The sequence below is a fragment of the Mycobacterium sp. ST-F2 genome (genome assembly GCF_001905655.1).
GTDB lineage: Bacteria > Actinomycetota > Actinomycetes > Mycobacteriales > Mycobacteriaceae > Mycobacterium.
The window spans coordinates 1-17183 of sequence record NZ_JMHT01000100.1 but is presented as its reverse complement, the minus strand read 5'-3'; the positions used below and the strand labels follow the sequence as shown (position 1 = coordinate 17183).

The 17183-nt window shown below is 68.0% G+C and carries 20 protein-coding genes; 8 read left to right on the top strand and 12 right to left on the bottom strand.

All coding sequences use genetic code 11. The features are described from left to right. Positions 1-159 precede the first annotated feature (159 nt). Positions 160-828 carry a DedA family protein gene (locus EB75_RS27560; protein ID WP_053855402.1) on the bottom strand — a complete coding sequence of 223 codons (669 nt, stop codon included), beginning with the start codon at positions 826-828 and terminating at the stop codon, positions 160-162. 66 nt (positions 829-894) lie between these two features. On the opposite strand from EB75_RS27560, the gene EB75_RS27555 reads away from it, so the two are divergent. Then, the gene (locus EB75_RS27555) at positions 895-1908 is read left to right on the top strand and encodes an alcohol dehydrogenase catalytic domain-containing protein (RefSeq protein WP_073698385.1); all 1014 of its coding nucleotides are present in this window, start codon (positions 895-897) and stop codon (positions 1906-1908) included. An 80-nt stretch (positions 1909-1988) separates the two neighbouring features. Continuing rightward, positions 1989-3035, top strand: coding sequence for a class II fructose-bisphosphate aldolase (fbaA, locus tag EB75_RS27550; RefSeq protein ID WP_073698384.1), 1047 nt, complete (start codon positions 1989-1991; stop codon positions 3033-3035). A gap of 21 nt (positions 3036-3056) precedes the next feature. On the opposite strand, the gene EB75_RS30090 is transcribed toward fbaA, so the two are convergent. Further along, positions 3057-3494 (bottom strand): hypothetical protein, encoded by a 438-nt coding sequence (locus tag EB75_RS30090; RefSeq protein WP_419197344.1) that lies wholly within the window; start codon positions 3492-3494, stop codon positions 3057-3059. A 135-nt stretch (positions 3495-3629) separates the two neighbouring features. Here EB75_RS30090 and EB75_RS27540 point away from each other — a divergent pair, with 135 nt between their 5' ends. After that, the gene (locus EB75_RS27540; RefSeq protein WP_061003973.1) at positions 3630-4043 is read left to right on the top strand and encodes a DUF3151 domain-containing protein; all 414 of its coding nucleotides are present in this window, start codon (positions 3630-3632) and stop codon (positions 4041-4043) included. Here the strand turns inward: EB75_RS27540 and EB75_RS27535 are convergent, their stop codons facing one another. The 3 genes from EB75_RS27535 to EB75_RS27525 form a co-directional block, all read right to left on the bottom strand. Further along, complete coding sequence (locus EB75_RS27535) at positions 4044-4934, bottom strand: cation diffusion facilitator family transporter (protein ID WP_073698383.1); 891 nt, start codon at positions 4932-4934, stop codon at positions 4044-4046. Between the two features lie 96 nt (positions 4935-5030). Next, on the bottom strand, positions 5031-5804 hold the full coding sequence (locus EB75_RS27530) for a site-2 protease family protein (protein WP_073698382.1): 774 nt from the start codon (positions 5802-5804) through the stop codon (positions 5031-5033). A gap of 9 nt (positions 5805-5813) precedes the next feature. Continuing rightward, positions 5814-6461: a peptidase M50 gene (locus EB75_RS27525; RefSeq protein ID WP_073698381.1), complete on the bottom strand. Its 648-nt coding sequence runs from the start codon at positions 6459-6461 to the stop codon at positions 5814-5816. Between the two features lie 81 nt (positions 6462-6542). On the opposite strand from EB75_RS27525, the gene EB75_RS27520 reads away from it, so the two are divergent. Both EB75_RS27520 and EB75_RS27515 read left to right on the top strand, forming a co-directional pair. After that, the gene (locus EB75_RS27520) at positions 6543-7832 is read left to right on the top strand and encodes an adenylosuccinate synthase (RefSeq protein ID WP_020100685.1); all 1290 of its coding nucleotides are present in this window, start codon (positions 6543-6545) and stop codon (positions 7830-7832) included. A gap of 71 nt (positions 7833-7903) precedes the next feature. Beyond that, positions 7904-8506 (top strand): PaaI family thioesterase, encoded by a 603-nt coding sequence (locus tag EB75_RS27515; protein WP_073698389.1) that lies wholly within the window; start codon positions 7904-7906, stop codon positions 8504-8506. Here the strand turns inward: EB75_RS27515 and EB75_RS27510 are convergent. Then, positions 8503-10476, bottom strand: a complete 1974-nt coding sequence (locus EB75_RS27510) for an MMPL family transporter (protein ID WP_073698380.1) — start codon at positions 10474-10476, stop codon at positions 8503-8505. The two genes, EB75_RS27515 and EB75_RS27510, sit on opposite strands and share 4 nt — an antisense overlap. Before the next feature lie 65 nt (positions 10477-10541). Between EB75_RS27510 and EB75_RS27505 the strand changes: the two genes are divergently transcribed. After that, entirely contained in the window at positions 10542-11015 is a 474-nt protein-coding gene (locus tag EB75_RS27505; RefSeq protein WP_083612604.1) for a MarR family winged helix-turn-helix transcriptional regulator, read from the top strand. Here EB75_RS27505 and EB75_RS27500 read toward each other — a convergent pair whose 3' ends face one another. The 6 genes from EB75_RS27500 to EB75_RS27470 form a co-directional block, all read right to left on the bottom strand. Further along, positions 11016-11852: a GH25 family lysozyme gene (locus tag EB75_RS27500; RefSeq protein WP_073698379.1), complete on the bottom strand. Its 837-nt coding sequence runs from the start codon at positions 11850-11852 to the stop codon at positions 11016-11018. Further along, positions 11849-12043 (bottom strand): hypothetical protein, encoded by a 195-nt coding sequence (locus EB75_RS29520; protein ID WP_073698378.1) that lies wholly within the window; start codon positions 12041-12043, stop codon positions 11849-11851. The genes EB75_RS27500 and EB75_RS29520 overlap by 4 nt, the downstream gene beginning before the upstream one ends. Before the next feature lie 100 nt (positions 12044-12143). Beyond that, complete coding sequence (locus tag EB75_RS27490; protein ID WP_073698377.1) at positions 12144-12605, bottom strand: VOC family protein; 462 nt, start codon at positions 12603-12605, stop codon at positions 12144-12146. Between the two features lie 31 nt (positions 12606-12636). Continuing rightward, complete coding sequence (locus tag EB75_RS29770) at positions 12637-13515, bottom strand: SRPBCC domain-containing protein (protein ID WP_083612603.1); 879 nt, start codon at positions 13513-13515, stop codon at positions 12637-12639. Positions 13516-13623: 108 nt separating this feature from the next. After that, positions 13624-14472 carry a type IV toxin-antitoxin system AbiEi family antitoxin gene (locus EB75_RS27475; protein ID WP_073698376.1) on the bottom strand — a complete coding sequence of 283 codons (849 nt, stop codon included), beginning with the start codon at positions 14470-14472 and terminating at the stop codon, positions 13624-13626. 119 nt (positions 14473-14591) lie between these two features. Then, positions 14592-16184, bottom strand: a complete 1593-nt coding sequence (locus EB75_RS27470) for a Na+/H+ antiporter (RefSeq protein WP_073698375.1) — start codon at positions 16182-16184, stop codon at positions 14592-14594. A gap of 58 nt (positions 16185-16242) precedes the next feature. Here EB75_RS27470 and EB75_RS27465 point away from each other — a divergent pair, with 58 nt between their 5' ends. Both EB75_RS27465 and EB75_RS27460 read left to right on the top strand, forming a co-directional pair. Beyond that, on the top strand, positions 16243-16551 hold the full coding sequence (locus EB75_RS27465; protein WP_073698386.1) for a UBP-type zinc finger domain-containing protein: 309 nt from the start codon (positions 16243-16245) through the stop codon (positions 16549-16551). A gap of 4 nt (positions 16552-16555) precedes the next feature. Further along, positions 16556-17183: ATP-grasp domain-containing protein (locus EB75_RS27460; protein ID WP_142239860.1), on the top strand; the 628-nt coding region annotated here is incomplete at its 3' end.

Genomic DNA, 17183 nt, shown 5'->3' with positions numbered 1-17183 from the left:
CTGGGCGGACTACACCCAAAGCTACCCACGAGAAGGTGAGGAGCCGCACACTAGTTCGAGCCACCGACAAGAAGCCGCGGGAAATGTGACGCTAGTTGCCCACTGTTACCAGCGCAAACAAAGTGACCAAAGTTTTTCGAACCCGTTTGCCGAGGCGGCTCAGCCTTGCGAGGCGGCGGCCTTGCGACGCTGGTACCAGTGCCAGATCATCGGCGTCACCGACGCGACGACGATGACGATGAAGATCGGCTCGATGAGCTTCTGGATGATGGCGAACTGGCCCAGCCAGTAGCCGAGCAGCGTCAGCCCGACGCCCCACACCACGGCACCGAGAACGGTGTAGATGGTGAACACGGCGAAGTTCATCTTTGCCGCCCCGGCCGTCAGCGGTGCCAGCGTGCGCACGATCGGTACGAACCGGGCGATGACGATCGCAAAGGGACCGCGCCGCTCGAAGAAAGCGTGCGCCTCGTCGAGATACTTCTGCTTGAGGAACCGCGCATCTGGCTTGAACATCTCGACGCCGATGAACCGGCCGACGAAATAGCCGACGAGGCCACCGAGGACTGCCGCGATCGGGATGAACACAAGCAGCTGCCAGAGCTGGAAGTTGGCCTCCTGCATCTTGTCATCGGCGGTGCCGGCGGCCAGTTTGGCGGCGAACAGCCCGGCGACGAAGAGCAGTGAGTCGCCGGGCAGCACCGGGAACAGCACGCCGGACTCGATGAAGATGACCACCAGCAACCCGACCAGCGCCCATGTCCCGAAGTAGCCGATCAGCGTCATCGGGTCCAGGAAACCCGGCATGGCGGAGATGGTGGTCGTCATGGGGCCCAAAGATACCGGTGTCTGCAGGTGGTTCCGTCAACCGGACATCCCTCGTAGGGTCGGCGCATGGCCACTCACAGGGCAGTTCACGTTGCGCAGGCCGACGGTCCGCTCGCACTGACGGACGTCGACACCGTGTCGCCGCCGCGCGACCATGTCCGCATCGCGGTCGCCGCGTGCGGGGTGTGTGGCACCGACCGCGAGTTCCACGCGGGCCACTTCCCGGGTCTGTCGTGGCCGATAACCCTCGGCCACGAGATCGCGGGCACCGTCGCCGAGCTGGGCGACGGCGTCGAGGACTTCGCCGTCGGTGATCGCGTCGCGGTGGGCTGGTTCGGCGGCAACTGCAACCGCTGCGTGCCGTGCCGCCAGGGCCATTTCATGCAGTGCGTCCGCATGGAGGTGCCGAGCTGGCACTATCCCGGCGGTTACGCCGAATCGGTCACGGCGCCCGCGACCGCACTGGCCCGAACCCCGGACGGATTCTCGTTCGCCGAGGCTGCCCCGATGGGCTGCGCGGGCGTGACGACGTTCAACGGGTTGCGCAGGACGCGCGCCAAGGCCGGTGATCTGGTCGCGGTGATCGGGATCGGTGGCCTCGGCCACCTCGGCGTGCAGTTCTCCCGGGCCATGGGCTTCGAGACCGTGGCGATCGCCCGCGGGCCGGAGCGCGAGGCCGCTGCCAAGGAACTCGGCGCCCATCACTACATCGATTCGACCGCCGCGGACGTCGCCACCGAACTGCAGCGTCTCGGCGGGGCGGTTGTGGTGCTCGCGACCGCGGCGAGCGCGACGGCGATGGCCGCGACCGTCGCCGGGCTCGCACCCGAGGGGCAACTCGTGACGGTCGGCGTCACCCCCGAGCCACTGCCGATCAGTCCGCTCGATCTCATCAACGGCGGCTTCTCGGTAGTCGGGCATCCGTCGGGCACCTCGCGCGACATCGAGGAGACCTTGCACTTCGCCGCGCTGACGGGCGTGCGGGCCGTCATCGAGGAACGACCGCTCGCGCAGGCCGCCGAGGCTTTCGAGCGGATGAACAGCGGCCAGGCCCGCTACCGGATGGTCTTGACCGTCTGACGGGTGTCCCCGGGTGCCGCACTTCAGCTTCACGTGACTGACATACTGGCCCAGACTGCAGGTTCGCCGAGAGGAAAAACATGCCCATCGCCACGCCCGAGGTCTACGCGGAGATGCTGGCCCGCGCCAAGGAGCACTCCTTCGCGTTCCCGGCCATCAACTGCACGTCGTCGGAAACCGTCAACGCGGCGATCAAAGGTTTCGCCGACGCGGGCAGCGACGGCATCATTCAATTCTCCACCGGCGGCGCCGAATTCGCGTCAGGCCTCGGCATCAAGGACATGGTGACCGGCTCGGTCGCGCTGGCCGAGTTCGCCCACGTCGTCGCCGCCAAGTACGACATCACCGTCGCGCTGCACACCGACCACTGCCCCAAGGACAAGCTCGACGGCTTCGTCCGGCCGCTGCTGGCCATCTCGGCCGAGCGCGTCGCCCGCGGTGAGAACCCGCTGTTCCAGTCGCACATGTGGGACGGTTCCGCGGTGCCGATCGACGAGAACCTGGAGATCGCGCAGGAGCTGCTGAAGCTGACGTCGGCCGCGAACATCATCCTCGAGGTCGAGATCGGCGTCGTCGGCGGTGAAGAGGACGGCGTCGAGGCCGAGATCAACGAGAAGCTGTACACCAGCTCCGAAGACTTCGAGAAGACCATCGACGCGCTGGGCTCCGGCGAGAACGGCAAGTACCTGCTGGCCGCGACCTTCGGCAACGTGCACGGCGTCTACAAGCCGGGCAACGTCAAGCTCAAGCCCGAGGTGCTGGCCGAGGGACAGAAGGTGGCCGCCGCCAAGCTCGGTCTGCCGGCGGGCTCGAAGCCGTTCGACTTCGTGTTCCACGGCGGTTCGGGCTCGCTGAAGTCGGAGATCGAGGACTCGCTGCGCTACGGCGTCGTGAAGATGAACGTCGACACCGACACGCAGTACGCGTTCACCCGTCCCGTCGCGGCGCACATGTTCACCAACTACGACGGCGTCCTGAAGATCGACGGCGAGGTCGGCAACAAGAAGGTCTACGACCCGCGCAGCTACCTGAAGAAGGCCGAGGCGTCGATGACGCAGCGTGTCATCGAAGCGTGCAACGACCTGCACAGCACGGGCCGCAGCGTCTCGGCGGGGCTGGGCAAGTAGCCAGCACCGCTCACTGGCCGGTCATGCCGCAGGATTCGCGAAATCCTGCGTCGTGACCGGCCATTCGGCGTTCATGGCCGAGTGGCCGCGGGTGAGGAGCACCGTGCCCAGCACCGCGACGGCGGCGATGGCCGCGATCACCAGCACCAGCGCGATGACCCAGCCCCAGCTGCGCCGGTCCTTCTGCGGCTTGCCGGTGCCGGGGATCACCTGTGGCGCGGCCGGGGGCATCATCTCGGTTTCCGGGTCCGGCAGCGGGGCGATGATCTGCGTCTTGCCGTCGAAGCCCGACGGCGCGGTGAAGCGCCGCACCGGGATGGTCGGGTCGGTCGCCGGGTCCGCGGGCTCGAAGATCTCGGTTGCCGCCGCGGCGTCGTCGCCTGTCGAGGCAGCGCGCTGATCGGCATCGCGACGGCCGTCCGGTCCCGTCGGGTTCGACATGGCGGCTGGGTTCGACATGGGGGTGACTGTCCTCCCGAGATCAGATCGCGCACTGGGGCCGATGCGTCCTGGAACAGGCCGCGACGTCCTACCTGGAGCTTAATCTCCCGCCTGCGGTATCTGAGCGAGCGGCCGCACGGCACAATGGCGGCCATGACGCGAATGGGTGATCTGCTGGGTCCGGAGCCGGTGTTGCTGCCTGCCAACTTCGAGGCCGAGGACGCTCTCGCCGCCGGTAAATCTGCGACCGACGTTGCTGCGGCGCACCCGACGGCCTCTGTCGCGTGGGCCGCCCTGGCCGAGGCCGCGCTGGCCGACGGTCAGACGATCACCGCCTACGCCTACGCCCGGACCGGTTACCACCGCGGGCTGGACCAGTTGCGCCGCAACGGCTGGAAGGGCTTCGGCCCGGTGCCGTTCGCACACGAACCAAACCAGGGCTTCCTGCGGTGCGTGGCGGTGCTGGCGAAGGCGGCGGAATCGATCGGCGAGCAGGACGAGTACCTGCGCTGCCTGGACCTGCTGGACGACTGCGATCCGGCGGCCCGTGGCGAGCTGGGTCTCTAACTAGTCCGCTTCGCAGTGGCAGCCGTCGGCCTCCGGCGGCTCCACTTGGACGGTGGCGTGGTCGAGTCCGCGAGCGGACAGCACGGCGCGCGCCGATTCCAGCACGCGGGCGGAGTCCGCGCTGGACGTCAGATGCGCGGTGGCCATGTCCTTGCCGGGCACCAGGGTCCACACGTGCAGGTCGTGCACATCGGTGACGCCGTCGACGGCGGCCAGGGCGGCGCGCAGTTCGTCGACGTCGATGTGGCTGGGGGAGGACTCGGACAGGATGCGCAGCGCGGCGCGGGCCAGCGCGATGGCGCGTGGCAGCACCCACAGCGCGACCAGCACGGCGACGACGACGTCGGCGTACGGCCAGCCGGTCGTGACGTTGACGATGCCCGCAATCAGTACGCCGATGCTGCCGACGGTGTCGGCGACGACCTCCATGTAGGCGCCCTTGACGGCGAGGCTGCTGTCGGCGTCGGAGCGCAGCAGGAGCACCACGACCAGGTTGGCGAGCAGTCCCGCGAGGGCGACGACGATCATCGGCACACCGGGAATCTCCGGCGCGTTGCCGATGCGCTCGACGGCCTCGTAGAGGATGAACGCCGCGACGCCCATCAGCAGGACGGCATTGGCGACCGCGGTGAAGACCTCGGCGCGGTGCCAGCCGTAGGTGCGGGCGGCGGACGTCGACCCGCGGCGGGCCAGCAGGACGGCGCCGAGGCCCATGAACATCGCGACCAGGTCGGTCAGCATGTGGCCGGCGTCGGCCAACAGTGCGATCGAGTTGATCAGCAGCGCCGTGGTCAGCTCGATGACGAAGAAGACGCTGAGCACGGCCGCGGCGATGATCATGCGGCTGGCGCGCGCGTTCGGGCCATGGCTGTGATCGTGTCCGGCACCCATGCCTGCAATATATGCAGAACTACGCATATGTTGCAAGGCGCCCTGGGATTTGTGCACGATCATCCGCGGTGACCGCGGAAAATCGTGCACAAATCCCTACCAGGCGGACCAGAAGCGGGTCAGCAGGTTGCCGTTCGATACCAGCCACGGCGGCACGCCTGACAGGTCGATGGCGGAGTAGACGACGTTGAAGAACATCCGGTTCAGTTCGGGGACGATCAGCAGCAGCATCAGGATCAGGAAGCCCCACTGCCGGGCGGGCAGCAGTGCGCGCTGCGTGTCGGCGCTCAGGTGCGGTTCCAGCGCGCCGTAGCCGTCCAGGCCGGGGATGGGCAGCATGTTCAGGAACAGCGCCGTCACCTGCAGGAATCCCAGGAAGGCCAGCCCCGCCCAGAACACCGGATGGTCGTTGTCGAACAGCACCGCCGTCGCGACCAGCAGGACGATGGCGAGCACCAGGTTGGCGAACGGTCCGGCCAGGCTGACCAGGGTGCGCTGCCGCGGCGTCATGTACTCGGTGCGCACGTACACCGCGCCGCCGGGCAGGCCGATGCCGCCGAGGGCGATGAACAGTGCCGGCAGGCCCAGCGACAGCAGGGGGCTGGCGTACTTCGCGGGGTTCAGCGTCAGATAGCCGCGCAGCTCGACGTCGCGGTCGCCGAACCGCCAGGCGGTGTAGGCGTGGCCGAATTCGTGCAGGCACAGCGAGACGGTCCAGCCGGCGATGACGAACACGAAGACGCCGGCATAGGCCAGCGGCCGCACCTCGGCGCCGCAGAACCAGGCCACGGCGCCACCGGCGGCGGTCAGGGCCACGATCGCCCAGAAGACGGGGCTGGGACGGACTGCGCGCCGGACAGGCATGGTCATGACTGCAAACTAGCCGACCCGCAGCCATCCCTGGATGTGGCGGTAGAACGCCGACCGGCGCGCCGGACGGGCGGCCGCCACGCCGTCGCGCTCAACCAAAACTCCGGTGCTGCCGAGCTGCGCCGCGCGGCCGGCGACCCAGCCGCGGCCGGGCCCCGAACGGCCGCGCCCGAGGGCCCGGGCACGCAGCCCCGGCATGCCGGGCAGTGGCTCGATCACGACGCCCGTCGACTCGCCGTCGAACAGCACCGTGTCGTCGACGACGGCCTCTCCGGTGATGGCGTCGCCGCCCGTCGGCAGCCAGCGCGCCGACCGGACGATCACCGCGCCGGTCTCGTCGCGGATGAGTGGAACACGTTGGGCGACACCGTCTCTGGCGCGGCGCGCGGCACCGAACCCGCCGCGGGTCAGGGGTGGGACGAAGCCGACCTCGACGTCGAGCCGGTCGTCGCGGAGCAGCCGCGCCAGGGTGGCCGACAGGTCGGCGTGACCGCCCACGACGATCACCCGGACGGTGCCGTCGGGGATCGTCGGATCACTCTGCGAGGGCACTGTGACGGCCGTCAGATCCGTCAGCGCACGGGGTATGCGGCGGTCGCCGAAGACCAGCGCCACGACCCGGCCGGAAACCTCGCCGGAGACCTCTCTGGCGGTCAAGGCCTCTCCTCTCGTCCTGCTGGGATAAGGTTGCTCACCGGCTGCCACTGTATTCAGGCAGGTAATGCGGGAGGCAAAACGATGCCGGCAATCGTGCTCATCGGGGCCCAATGGGGTGACGAGGGCAAAGGTAAGGCCACCGATCTACTCGGTGGACGTGTGCAATGGGTGGTTCGCTACCAAGGCGGCAACAACGCCGGGCACACGGTGGTACTGCCCACGGGGGAGAACTTCGCTCTCCACCTCATCCCGTCGGGCATCCTGACACCCGGGGTCACCAACGTCATCGGCAACGGTGTCGTGGTCGACCCGGGCGTGCTGCTCAGTGAGCTCTCCGGGCTCGAGGACCGCGGTGTGGACACCTCGAAGCTCATGATCTCGGCTGACGCGCACCTGCTCATGCCGTACCACGTGGCCATCGACAAGGTCACCGAGCGGTACGCGGGCAGCAAGAAGATCGGCACCACCGGTCGCGGCATCGGTCCGTGCTACCAGGACAAGATCGCGCGCATCGGCATCCGGGTCGCCGACGTCCTCGACGAGGAGCAGCTGGCCGCCAAGGTCGAGGCCGCGCTGGAGTTCAAGAACCAGGTGCTGGTCAAGATCTACAACCGCAAGGCGCTCGACCCGGCCGAGGTCGTCGAGAGCCTGCTGCAGCAGGCCGAGGGCTTCAAGCACCGCATCGCCGACGCCCGGCTGCTGCTGAACCAGGCGCTGGAGCGCGGCGAGACGGTCCTGCTGGAGGGCTCGCAGGGCACCCTGCTCGACGTAGACCACGGCACCTACCCGTTTGTGACGTCGTCCAACCCGACGGCGGGCGGCGCGGCCGTCGGCTCGGGCATCGGCCCCACCCGCATCACGACGGTGCTGGGCATCCTCAAGGCCTACACGACCCGTGTGGGCTCGGGCCCGTTCCCGACGGAGCTGTTCGACGAGTACGGCGCCTACCTGTCCAAAACGGGCGGCGAGGTCGGCGTGACCACGGGCCGCGCCCGGCGCTGCGGCTGGTTCGACGCCGTCATCGCCCGGTACGCGACCCGCGTCAACGGCATCACCGACTACTTCCTGACCAAGCTCGACGTGCTGTCGAGCCTGGAGACGGTGCCGATCTGCGTCGGCTACACCGTCGACGGCAAGCGCACCGACGAGATGCCGATGACGCAGGCCGACATCGCCCGCGCCGAGCCGATCTACGAAGAGCTGCCGGGCTGGTGGGAGGACATCTCCGGAGCCCGCGAGTTCTCGGATCTGCCGGCCAAGGCGCAGGACTACGTGCTGCGCCTGGAGGAACTGTCCGGAGCACACGTGTCGTGCATCGGCGTCGGTCCCGGCCGGGACCAGACGATCGTGCGCCGGGACATCCTCGGGTGACCGAAAGGGCGAGCGGAGCGACGGGGAAGTCGGAAGGGGCGAGCGAAGCGACGGGGAAACCCGAAGGTTTCATCGATCAGCACGGCGGGTTCCCTCGATTCGAGGTTGCCGACCCCGGCCCGGGGTTCGGCCGCTTCCTCGAGGGCATGAGGCGGCTGCAGGATCTGGCGGTCTCGGCCAACCCGGACAGCGACACCTGGGATGACGCTGCCGACCGCGTCGAAGAGCTGGTGAAGCTGCTGGGGCCGTTCCAGGCCGCCGAGGGCGTCGGCCCGGCCATCCGGGTGCCGTCGTTGCCGGGTGCCGGCAGCCTGCTGATGCCGCCGTGGACCGTCACGAAGTTCTCGCCCGAGGGTGTCGAGATGGAGGTCGAGTTCAGCCGGTACCACGTGGGCGGCAACTACGCCGTGCACGGCGGGGTGCTGCCGCTGCTGTTCGACCAGGCCTTCGGGATGCTGATCCACGCCGTCAACCGGCCCATGAGCCGCACCGCGTATCTGCACGTCGACTACCGCAAGGTCACCCCCATCGACACGGTGCTGACCGCCAAGGCGCATGTCACCGAGGTCGACGGCCGTAAGACGTTCGTCGCCGCCGAGCTGTTCGACCCCGAGGGCAACCTGCTGGCCGAGGCCAACGGCCTGATGGTGAGCCTGCTGCCCGGCCAGCCCTAAGGCTCGGCGCGCAGCGCGGGCCACCAGATGCGGGGCCCGATCAACGTGAACAGTGCCGGGATGATCACGGTGCGCACCACGAAGGTGTCCAGCAGGATGCCGAGGCCGACGATGATGCCCAGCTGCGTCAGCACGATCAGCGGCAGCACGCCGAGCACGCAGAACACCGCGGCCAGCACGATGCCGGCGCTGGTGATCACCGCCCCAGTCGCCGAGACCGCGCGCACGATGCCCTCGCGGTTGCCGAATTCCGGTGTCTCTTCCCGCGCCCTGGTCACGAGGAAGATCGTGTAGTCGACGCCGAGCGCGACGAGGAACAGGAACGCGAACAGTGGAGTTCCGTTGTCCAGCGCGGGAAAACCGAACAGGTGCACACTGGCCCAGCCGCCGACCCCGAGCGCCGCCAGCGCGCTCAGCACCGTCACCGCCACCAGCAGCAGCGGTGCCAGCGCCGAGCGCAGCAGGACGTAGAGGACGGCCAGGACGACCAGCAGGATCGCCGGGATGACGATCTTCCGGTCGTGCTGAGCTGCTGCCGCGGCGTCGCGGGCCTGCGCGTCGGGGCCGCCGACGACTGCTTGCGCATCGATCTGGTGCACCGAGTCACGAAGGGCGTCAATCGTTGTGAATGCCTCCGGGGAGGCGGGCGCGGCAGCCAGGACCACCGACCACTGCGTCAGGCCCTCTGTCGAACGCCCGGCCGGAGTCGCCGACACCACGCCGGGGGTGCGGGTGATGACATTGGCGACTGCGGGGTCCGATGCGATGACGGTGGTCGGATTGGTCAGGCCGCTGGGGAAGTGCGCGGCCAGGGTGTCGTAGCCGGCGACGGACTCGGCCTGTACCCGGAACTGCTGGGTCTGCGACAGCCCGATGGGCAGATTCACCAGACCGACGCACAGCGCGGTCAAGCCGGCCAACGCCACCGTGGCGACGCGGCCGGGCCGGCGGGCCACGCCCGCCGCGATGCGGTGCCAGACGCCGCTGTCGGTGAGCGGCGCGGCGTGCGAACCGGTTTCGGGGATGAAAGGCCAGAACAGCCGCCGGCCGAACAAGCCCAGCAGCGGCGGCAGCACCAGCAGGACGAACACCGCGGCGACCACCAGGCCGGCCGCGGCCTGTACCCCGAGGCTGCGGTTGCTCGGCGCCGAGGCGAGCAGCAGAGTCAGCAGCGCCAGGACGACGGTGGCGTTGCTGGCGATGATCGCCGGGGCCGCCGCGCGCCAGGCCACCCGCAGCGCATCCCGATGGTCCCTGCGCCGGGACAGTTCCTCGCGGTAGCGCGAGATCAGCAGCAGCGCATAGTTGGTGCCCGCGCCGAACACCAGCACGCTGGTGATGCCGGTCGTCGAACCGTCCGGGCTGAGTCCTGTCGCGGCGGCCACGGTGCTACCGACCACGGCGCCCACTTGATCGGCGAACCCGATCACCAGCAGCGGGATGAGCCACAGCACGGGGGAGCGGTACGTGACGATGAGCAGTAGCGCCACAACCGTCGCCGTCACCGCGAGCAGCGTGAAGTTTGCTCCGGCAAAGGAATTCGCGATGTCGGCGCCGAAGGCGGGGCCGCCCGTCACCTGAGCCCGCAATCCGTCGGGCAGTGCCGCCGATACCTGGGATCGCAGATCGTGCACCGCGTCGCGGAGCGCGAAGCCGGACAGGTCGGCCGCCAGCGGCGCCACCCGCAGCGCGGCCTCGCCGTCCTCGGACACCCGCGCACCCGGCCCGGCCGCGGTGATGTCGGCCGGGGTCAGGGGTGCGTCGTCGGTGCGGGTGACGACGATGATCGCGGGCGCGGTATCGCCGCCGGGGAACTGTGCGCGCAGTGCGTCGGCGCGGGCGGATTCGGCGCCGGCCGGTACGGCCACCGGCGACTGCGACGCCGAGTCGCCGGTGCCGAGCAGTGCCATCGCTGCACCGGATAGCAGCAGGACGATCAGGGCCGATGCCCATGCGACGCGAGCGGACATGACCCTAAATATTTCAGATACTTAACTATTAATCAAATGAACTTTGCAGACGTTATGCTCTCCGCGTGCCAAAGCCGCTGAACCGTGCCGCGCTGGAGGCGCAGATCTCCGCCGACGTGCGGGCGTTGACGGCTGAATCCGACCAGATCGGAAAGGTGTTCGCGGCGCAGAACGATTTGGGTGCCAACGACTTTCGGGCTCTGCTGCACATCATGGTCGCCGAGTCCGCGGGGACGCCGCTGACTGCCGGCGAGCTGCGCAAGCTGATGGGCACCTCGGGTGCGGCCATCACCTACCTGGTGGAGCGGATCATCAGCTCGGGGCATGTGCGCCGCGACGCTGATCCCGCCGACCGGCGGAAGGTCATCCTGCGCAACGACGACAAGGGGCTGGCCGTCGGCCGGGAGTTCTTCAGCCCGCTGGCTCGGCTCAACACGGAGGCCCTGGCCGACCTGCCCGATGCGGACCTCGAGGCCGCGCACCGGGTCATCGTGGCACTCACCGGGGCGATGAAGGCGTTCCGGGACGGCGAGCCGTGATCACACAGCCGACGCGGCCTTGAGGGCGTCGACGTCCGCTCTGAGCGCGGCCAGCGCGTCCACCACCGTCAGGCTCTGTCCGGCAGCGTTGTGACCGAGCTGCGGCCAGCCGTTGAGGTTCGGGCCGCGCAACTGGGTCTGGATGTCCTGCACGATGGCGAGGATCTGGTTGAGGGTCGCGGTGGTGGGGTCGGGTTGAGTCACGGTGCCTCCCTGCAGGAGTGAGATGAGTTGATCGAGCGTGCCCTGGAATGCGTTGCAGTCCACAGACAAATTCCCGACCAGAGCGGCATCGGTGAATTGCAGGATCTGCGGTGTGGCGCCGCCGTACGGGAACCAGTAACGCTGATTGTCGTTGCCGGGATAGAGGTTTGACGCGTAGCCCGTGCCGTTGACGTAGTTGGACGCGATCAGGCCCGGCACCTGCGAGATGTCGGGGGAGCCGATCTGCTGCCAGTACCAGTGCGGGATGTACGACAGCGAGATGGTCACGCCGACGTTGTTGAACGCATTGACCACGGCCCAGAAGTTGTGGATGTCACCGGAATTCGCCTCGAAGTCCAGCATCGCGTACTTGCCGCCGTTGTTGCTCAGCCACGTCTGGGCCTGCGCCGCCGGGCTGTTGGTGGTGACGTAGTGGTAGCCGATGTGCGGAAAGTGGTTGTCCCGGCACCACTGTGCGATCACGGGCCAATACGGATCGCGGTAGTAACTGCCTTCGGACACCTTCTGCTCGATCCAGGAAAACCCCTGGCCGGGCAACTGGGATACGAAGGCGATGGCCTCACTGGCCGAACGGAAGTTGTTGTTCGAGGTATCCGGTCCGTAGAGGGTCACAGCAGCACCGTCTCCGGATTCACCGGTGTCCAGCTGGTCGTGCTCGCCAAAGCCTTTGTGTCGGCGCTGGATCCGTCGCTGAGCTGCACCGTCCACTGCAACCGGCCGTCGGCGTCATGCGTCGCGGTGGCGACGGCGCCCGCCTGCTCGTACACCTCACCGAGGGCTTCGGGTTTGCCTGCCGCGTTCATAGCGAATCCTCGCCTTCTACCGTAGAGGTCTTGTCCCGCTTCGATTCTCGTTCTGGGCGGGCACTTTCCACGATAGCGCGATCCGCGCGGCCGGGTTGCGTCAGGCGTTCTCCAGTTCGGCGATCACGATCTTCTTCTGGCGCATCATCGTCTGGATCTGCGCGGGGCGGCCCAGTAGCTGATCCATCTTGGCGGGGATGACCTGCCAGCTGATCCCGAACTTGTCCTTGCACCATCCGCATTGCTCGGATTCGGGCACGTGCGAGAGTTTGGACCAGTAGTGGTCGATCTCGTCCTGGTCTGCGCATTCGACGACGAACGAGATGGATTCGTTGAAAGTGAACAGCGGTCCACCGTCGAGGCAGACGAAATCGACGCCGTTCAAGCTGAATCGGCCGCTGAGCACCTTGCCCGACATGCCTTTGAAATGTTCGTCGAGGGCCTCGTCCGGGTACTCCTCGATGGAGATGATCCGGGAATTCGGAAACACCTCGACGTAGTAGTTCATGGCTTCACGGGCCTGGTCGTTGAACCAGAGGCAGGGCTGGATGGCGTTCGTCATGTCGTTCCCCTTGTCTTCCAGTCGTTTTCGTTCAGTCGGCCAGTAGCGCTTCGATCTGCCCGAGCGCGCCGGTCATACCTTCGATCATGCCCATGGCAGCCACCTTCTCGAGCTGGTCGAGATCGGTGAACCGGGCGACGATCGTCATGCGGGTGCCGCTGTCGATCGCGTCGAACGACACCTCGAGCCGCATGGTCGGCATCTCGGGATCGGGCTCGCCATCGGGCTGCGAGAAGCCGTCTTCGATGAGCAGCCGCGTCGGCGCGTCGACCTCGAGCGTCGTCCACCAGCCCGGCGCCTTCTCGCCCTCGGGGCCTGTCATGTGATAGCGCGATTGCCCGCTCGGGGTGAGCTCGTGCCGGGTGAAGGTGGCAGGCCAGGTCGGCGGACCCCACCAGCGCTCCAGCTGGCGCGGGTCCTCCCATACCTGCCAGACCCGTGCCGGTGGTGCGGCGAACTCGGCCACGAAGGTCATGCTGAGGGCTTGCGGGTCGGCGGCGCTGCTGATCACCGTCATCGGTGGTCCTTTCGTCGTGTGCTGCTTGATGATTCGTGTGGTGGATAGCCGTCCTCGGCGAGGATTGCCTCGATGGTGGCGGCGCGGTCGTGCCAGAGCGCCGCGTAGCGCTCCCAGGAGCACGCCCGCTCGGTGCAGGGTTTCGGGCACCGCACGGACGAGTTGTTCCCGGCCGCGGCGCTCTTTATGCACCAGCGCGGCGCCGGCCAGCACCGCGACGTGTTTCTGCACCGCGGCGAAGCTCATGTCGTAGCCGCGGGCAAGTGCACTCACCGACTGGTCGCTGCGCATCGTGCGGGCGACGATGTCGCGGCGCGTGGCGTCGGCGAGTGCGTGGAAGATCCGGTCGATCTCCGCATCGGTGAAGCCCTCGGAAAAAGTATCTACAACCATTTGGTTGTAGGTTAGGACCGCTTGGCGGCCGCGTCAAGGGTCTCTTGCCGAGAAGGACCAAATGGCGGCTGATCGGCGCTCACCAGCGACCATTTGGTCCTTCTCGAGCTAGGGCAACCCGGACCAACCGCGGTCAAGCAGCGCTCTACGGGCGTCTTCGACAATCTCGTGCCCGGAGTCTTCCTTGATGACATGGATGACGTGCCACTTCAGCCTCAGCAGTTCCCGGTTGGCCCAGATGTCTATCGAGTACTGGCGTCGATCGGTCAGGTGCTGGACGCCGTCGTACTCGGCACCGACCTTGAATTCCTCCCAGCACATGTCGATCCGGCGGACGTAGCGCCCGAACTCGTTCCGAACCACGTACTGAGTTGTGGGCCTGGGCAATCCGGCGTCGATGAACAACAGTCGCAGCCGGCTTTCGGGTGGTGATTCGGCGCCGCCGTCGACCAGAGGCAACACCTTCCGTAGGCGAGCCAACCCCCGCGCGCCAGGGTGCCTCTTCGCGAGCAGGAGGACGTCTTCGAACCCGAACGGCGCAGCGTTCATCAACGCATCGAGCCGCGCGACGGCGGAGTCCCGCGGTAGGCGGCGAGCCAGGTCAAATGCCGTGCGCGCACGCGAAGTGACGCGCACGCCACCGATGGTGACCATTTCGTCGTCGGCCAAGGAGTCGTGCCGGACGACGAGTCCACGCTGACCTTTGCACAGCCCGACGACATCGATGGGCACATCGTCATCCACCCACTTCGCGCCATGCACTGCAGATGCGGCGACCCCGCCTATGACGCCGAGCGGAACCGCGAGGGCGGCTCCACGAATCCGGTCGCGCAACTTCACTTGATGATCTCGAGGCACGTAGATGCCATGAAAGATCGGTCGGTAGCGGTGGCGCAATTGCGCTCGGGTCAACACGCCGGCCGCGATCGCGTCGCCACCGACGAACGGAATCGGCATGTCTTCTTAGACGTGTGGGCGGGCTGAACGGCTCCATCGTCGATCGAAAAGGACCAAATGGCGGCTGATCGGCGCTCACCAGCGACCATTTGGTCCTTCTCGGCGCGGGACCCGAGCCGCTACTCCCGGTTGAGCGCGGCCTCTTCCAGGTCCAGCCCGTGCAGCACCGACCGCAGCACTTCGTCGTCGATGTTCCCGGCATCGCGTTCGGCGATGTACGTCTCGCGCTCGGCGGCCAGCATCTGCAGCCGGAGTCGCCGCATGGCCGCCGCCGGGCTTTCGCCGATGTCGTCGTCGCTGCGGCCCAGCCGCTCCCAGACGGCGTTGCGGCGCCGGTCGTTCCAGTTCTGCAAGATCTCGCCGACGTGCTGTTGGGCACTGGAATCGCTACTGCGGGCCAGCAATTCGTCGAGCCGGTCAGCGGCAGCGGCGGCCGCACGGCTCGATGCCGCGGCCTGTTCCAAGGCGTCCTGATGGGCCTCGGCTTCGCTGCGGACATCCAGCACGCGGATGAGCCACGGCAGCGTCAGCCCGTGCAGCAACAGCGTGCCGATCACCACGACGAAGGTCAGGAACACCAGCTGCGCCCGCCCCGGGAAGGGCTCGCCGGACAGCGTCGTCAGCGGCACACCGAACGCGGCGGCCAGTGACACGACGCCGCGCATCCCGGCCCAGGCCACGATGAACACCTGAGACGGCGTCGGTCTGGGCTCCCGTTCCCGGATGCCGCGGAACAGCACCCGCGGCGTATAGGCCATGACGTACACCCAGACGAGGCGGACCCCGATCACCGTGGCCAGCACCGCGGCCGACGCCACCACCAGAGTCACGGCGCGGATTCCGGTCAGCTCGTCGACAACGGTGGGCAGCTGCAGGCCGATCATCAGGAACGCGAACGACTCCAGCACCAGCTGGATGGACTTCCACACCGCGTCGTCCTGCAGCCGGGTCGCGTAGCTCGCGCGGGTGGACCGCTGCCCGAGCAGCAGCGCGGCGACGACGACGGCGATCACGCCGGAGCCGTGAACCTCCTCCGCCACCCAGTAGACGAAGTACGGCGCGACGAGACCGATGGCACTCTCCACCAGCGGATCGTCGAGCCAGGTCCGCATGAACTCGATCAGCCAGCCGATGAGTCCGCCGATCACGACGCCGCCCACCGCGGCGAGCGCAAAGGTGCCCAGTGCGCCCTGCCATGTCGCGGCCGCACCGATGGCCGCGGCCAGGGCGACCTTGTACGCCGTCAGCGCCGTGGCGTCGTTGAGCAGGCTCTCGCCGCCGAGCAGCGTCATGATCTGGCGCGGCAGTCCGAGGCGACGGCCGATGGCCGCGGCGGACACCGCGTCGGGCGGCGCGACGATGGCGCCCAGGGTGAGGGCCGCGGCGACCGTCAGCTCCGGGACGGTGTGGAACGCGACGAACCCGACAACCAACGTGGTGGCCAGTGGCAGCCCGACCGCGAGCAGTCCGATGGGGCGGACGTTCTTGCGCAGCGCCAGATAGCTGCTCTCCAGACCCGCCGACCACAGCAGCGGCGGCAGCACCACGAACATGACCAGCTGCGGCTGCATCTCGATGGCCGGCACCCCGGGGATCAGCCCGACGGCCAGTCCCGCGACGACGAGTCCCAGTGGCGCGGAGACGTCGTATCGGCGGGCCAGCGCGGCCAACAACACCGAGGCCACCAGCACTGCCAGCAGTGGGGCACCCACGTCCTCAAACCTCCTCGGTCAGCCAGCCCTATCCTTGTTCAACATGCTGGGGAAATGGATGCAGTCACGGCCAACGCGTCCGCGTGAAGAAAATTCCCCGACCACCTGCACACACCTCGCCGACGCTGTCGGTCAAGCTGAACCGGAGCCGCAGACGCCCGGTCGCTGTGGTGACTGTGCGGCACTTGGGGAGGATACGTGGGCGCACCTTCGGATGTGCCTGACCTGCGGACAGGTCGGTTGTTGTGATTCGAGTCCGCATCAGCACGCCAATGAGCATTACCGCCGCACCGGGCACCCGGTGATGCGGTCGATCGAACCGGGGGAGAACTGGCGATGGTGCTACATCGACATCAGATTGGGTTGAGCTCTTGGTAGTTCTGGTACTCGGCACCGGTGAGCTCAGCAGTGAACTGGTGCTGTCCTTCCAGCGGCTGGGGACGCGGGCGACCGCGGTGGCCGCGCCCAGCGGGGCGGCAGCACTGCGGACCTTGATCGATCGGCACACGCCACAGCTGGTGGTGGTGCAGTCTCCGGCGGTTGATCTCCACCCCGGCGTCGTCGCGGCGCTGGCCGGACTGGACGACGTTGCGGTGTTCCCCACGCCGAGTGCGTTGCGGCTCGCCTCTGATCGCGAGGCGCTGCGCACCCTGGCGGCCGACGAGCTCGGGCTGCCGACGGCGCCGTTCTGGTTCGCCGGCTCGGTCGACGAGCTCACCGCGGTGGCCGAGCATGCCGGGCTGCCCCTCACGATCACGCCGGTGACGCATGCCGCGAACGAGGGCGCCGGCCGTTCGGTGCTGTCCCGTGTCGAGGACGTCGACGTCGCCTGGCACCGCGCCGTCGCCGCGGGTGGCGACCGGGTGATGGCCGAGACGGCCGTCGACGTGGCTGCCGAGTTCACCATGCTGACGGTGCGGACCCAGGGTGCGGCGGGGCCGGTGGTGCAGTTCTGCGAGCCGATCGGGCACCGCCGCGACAACGGTGGCCCGCTGGAGC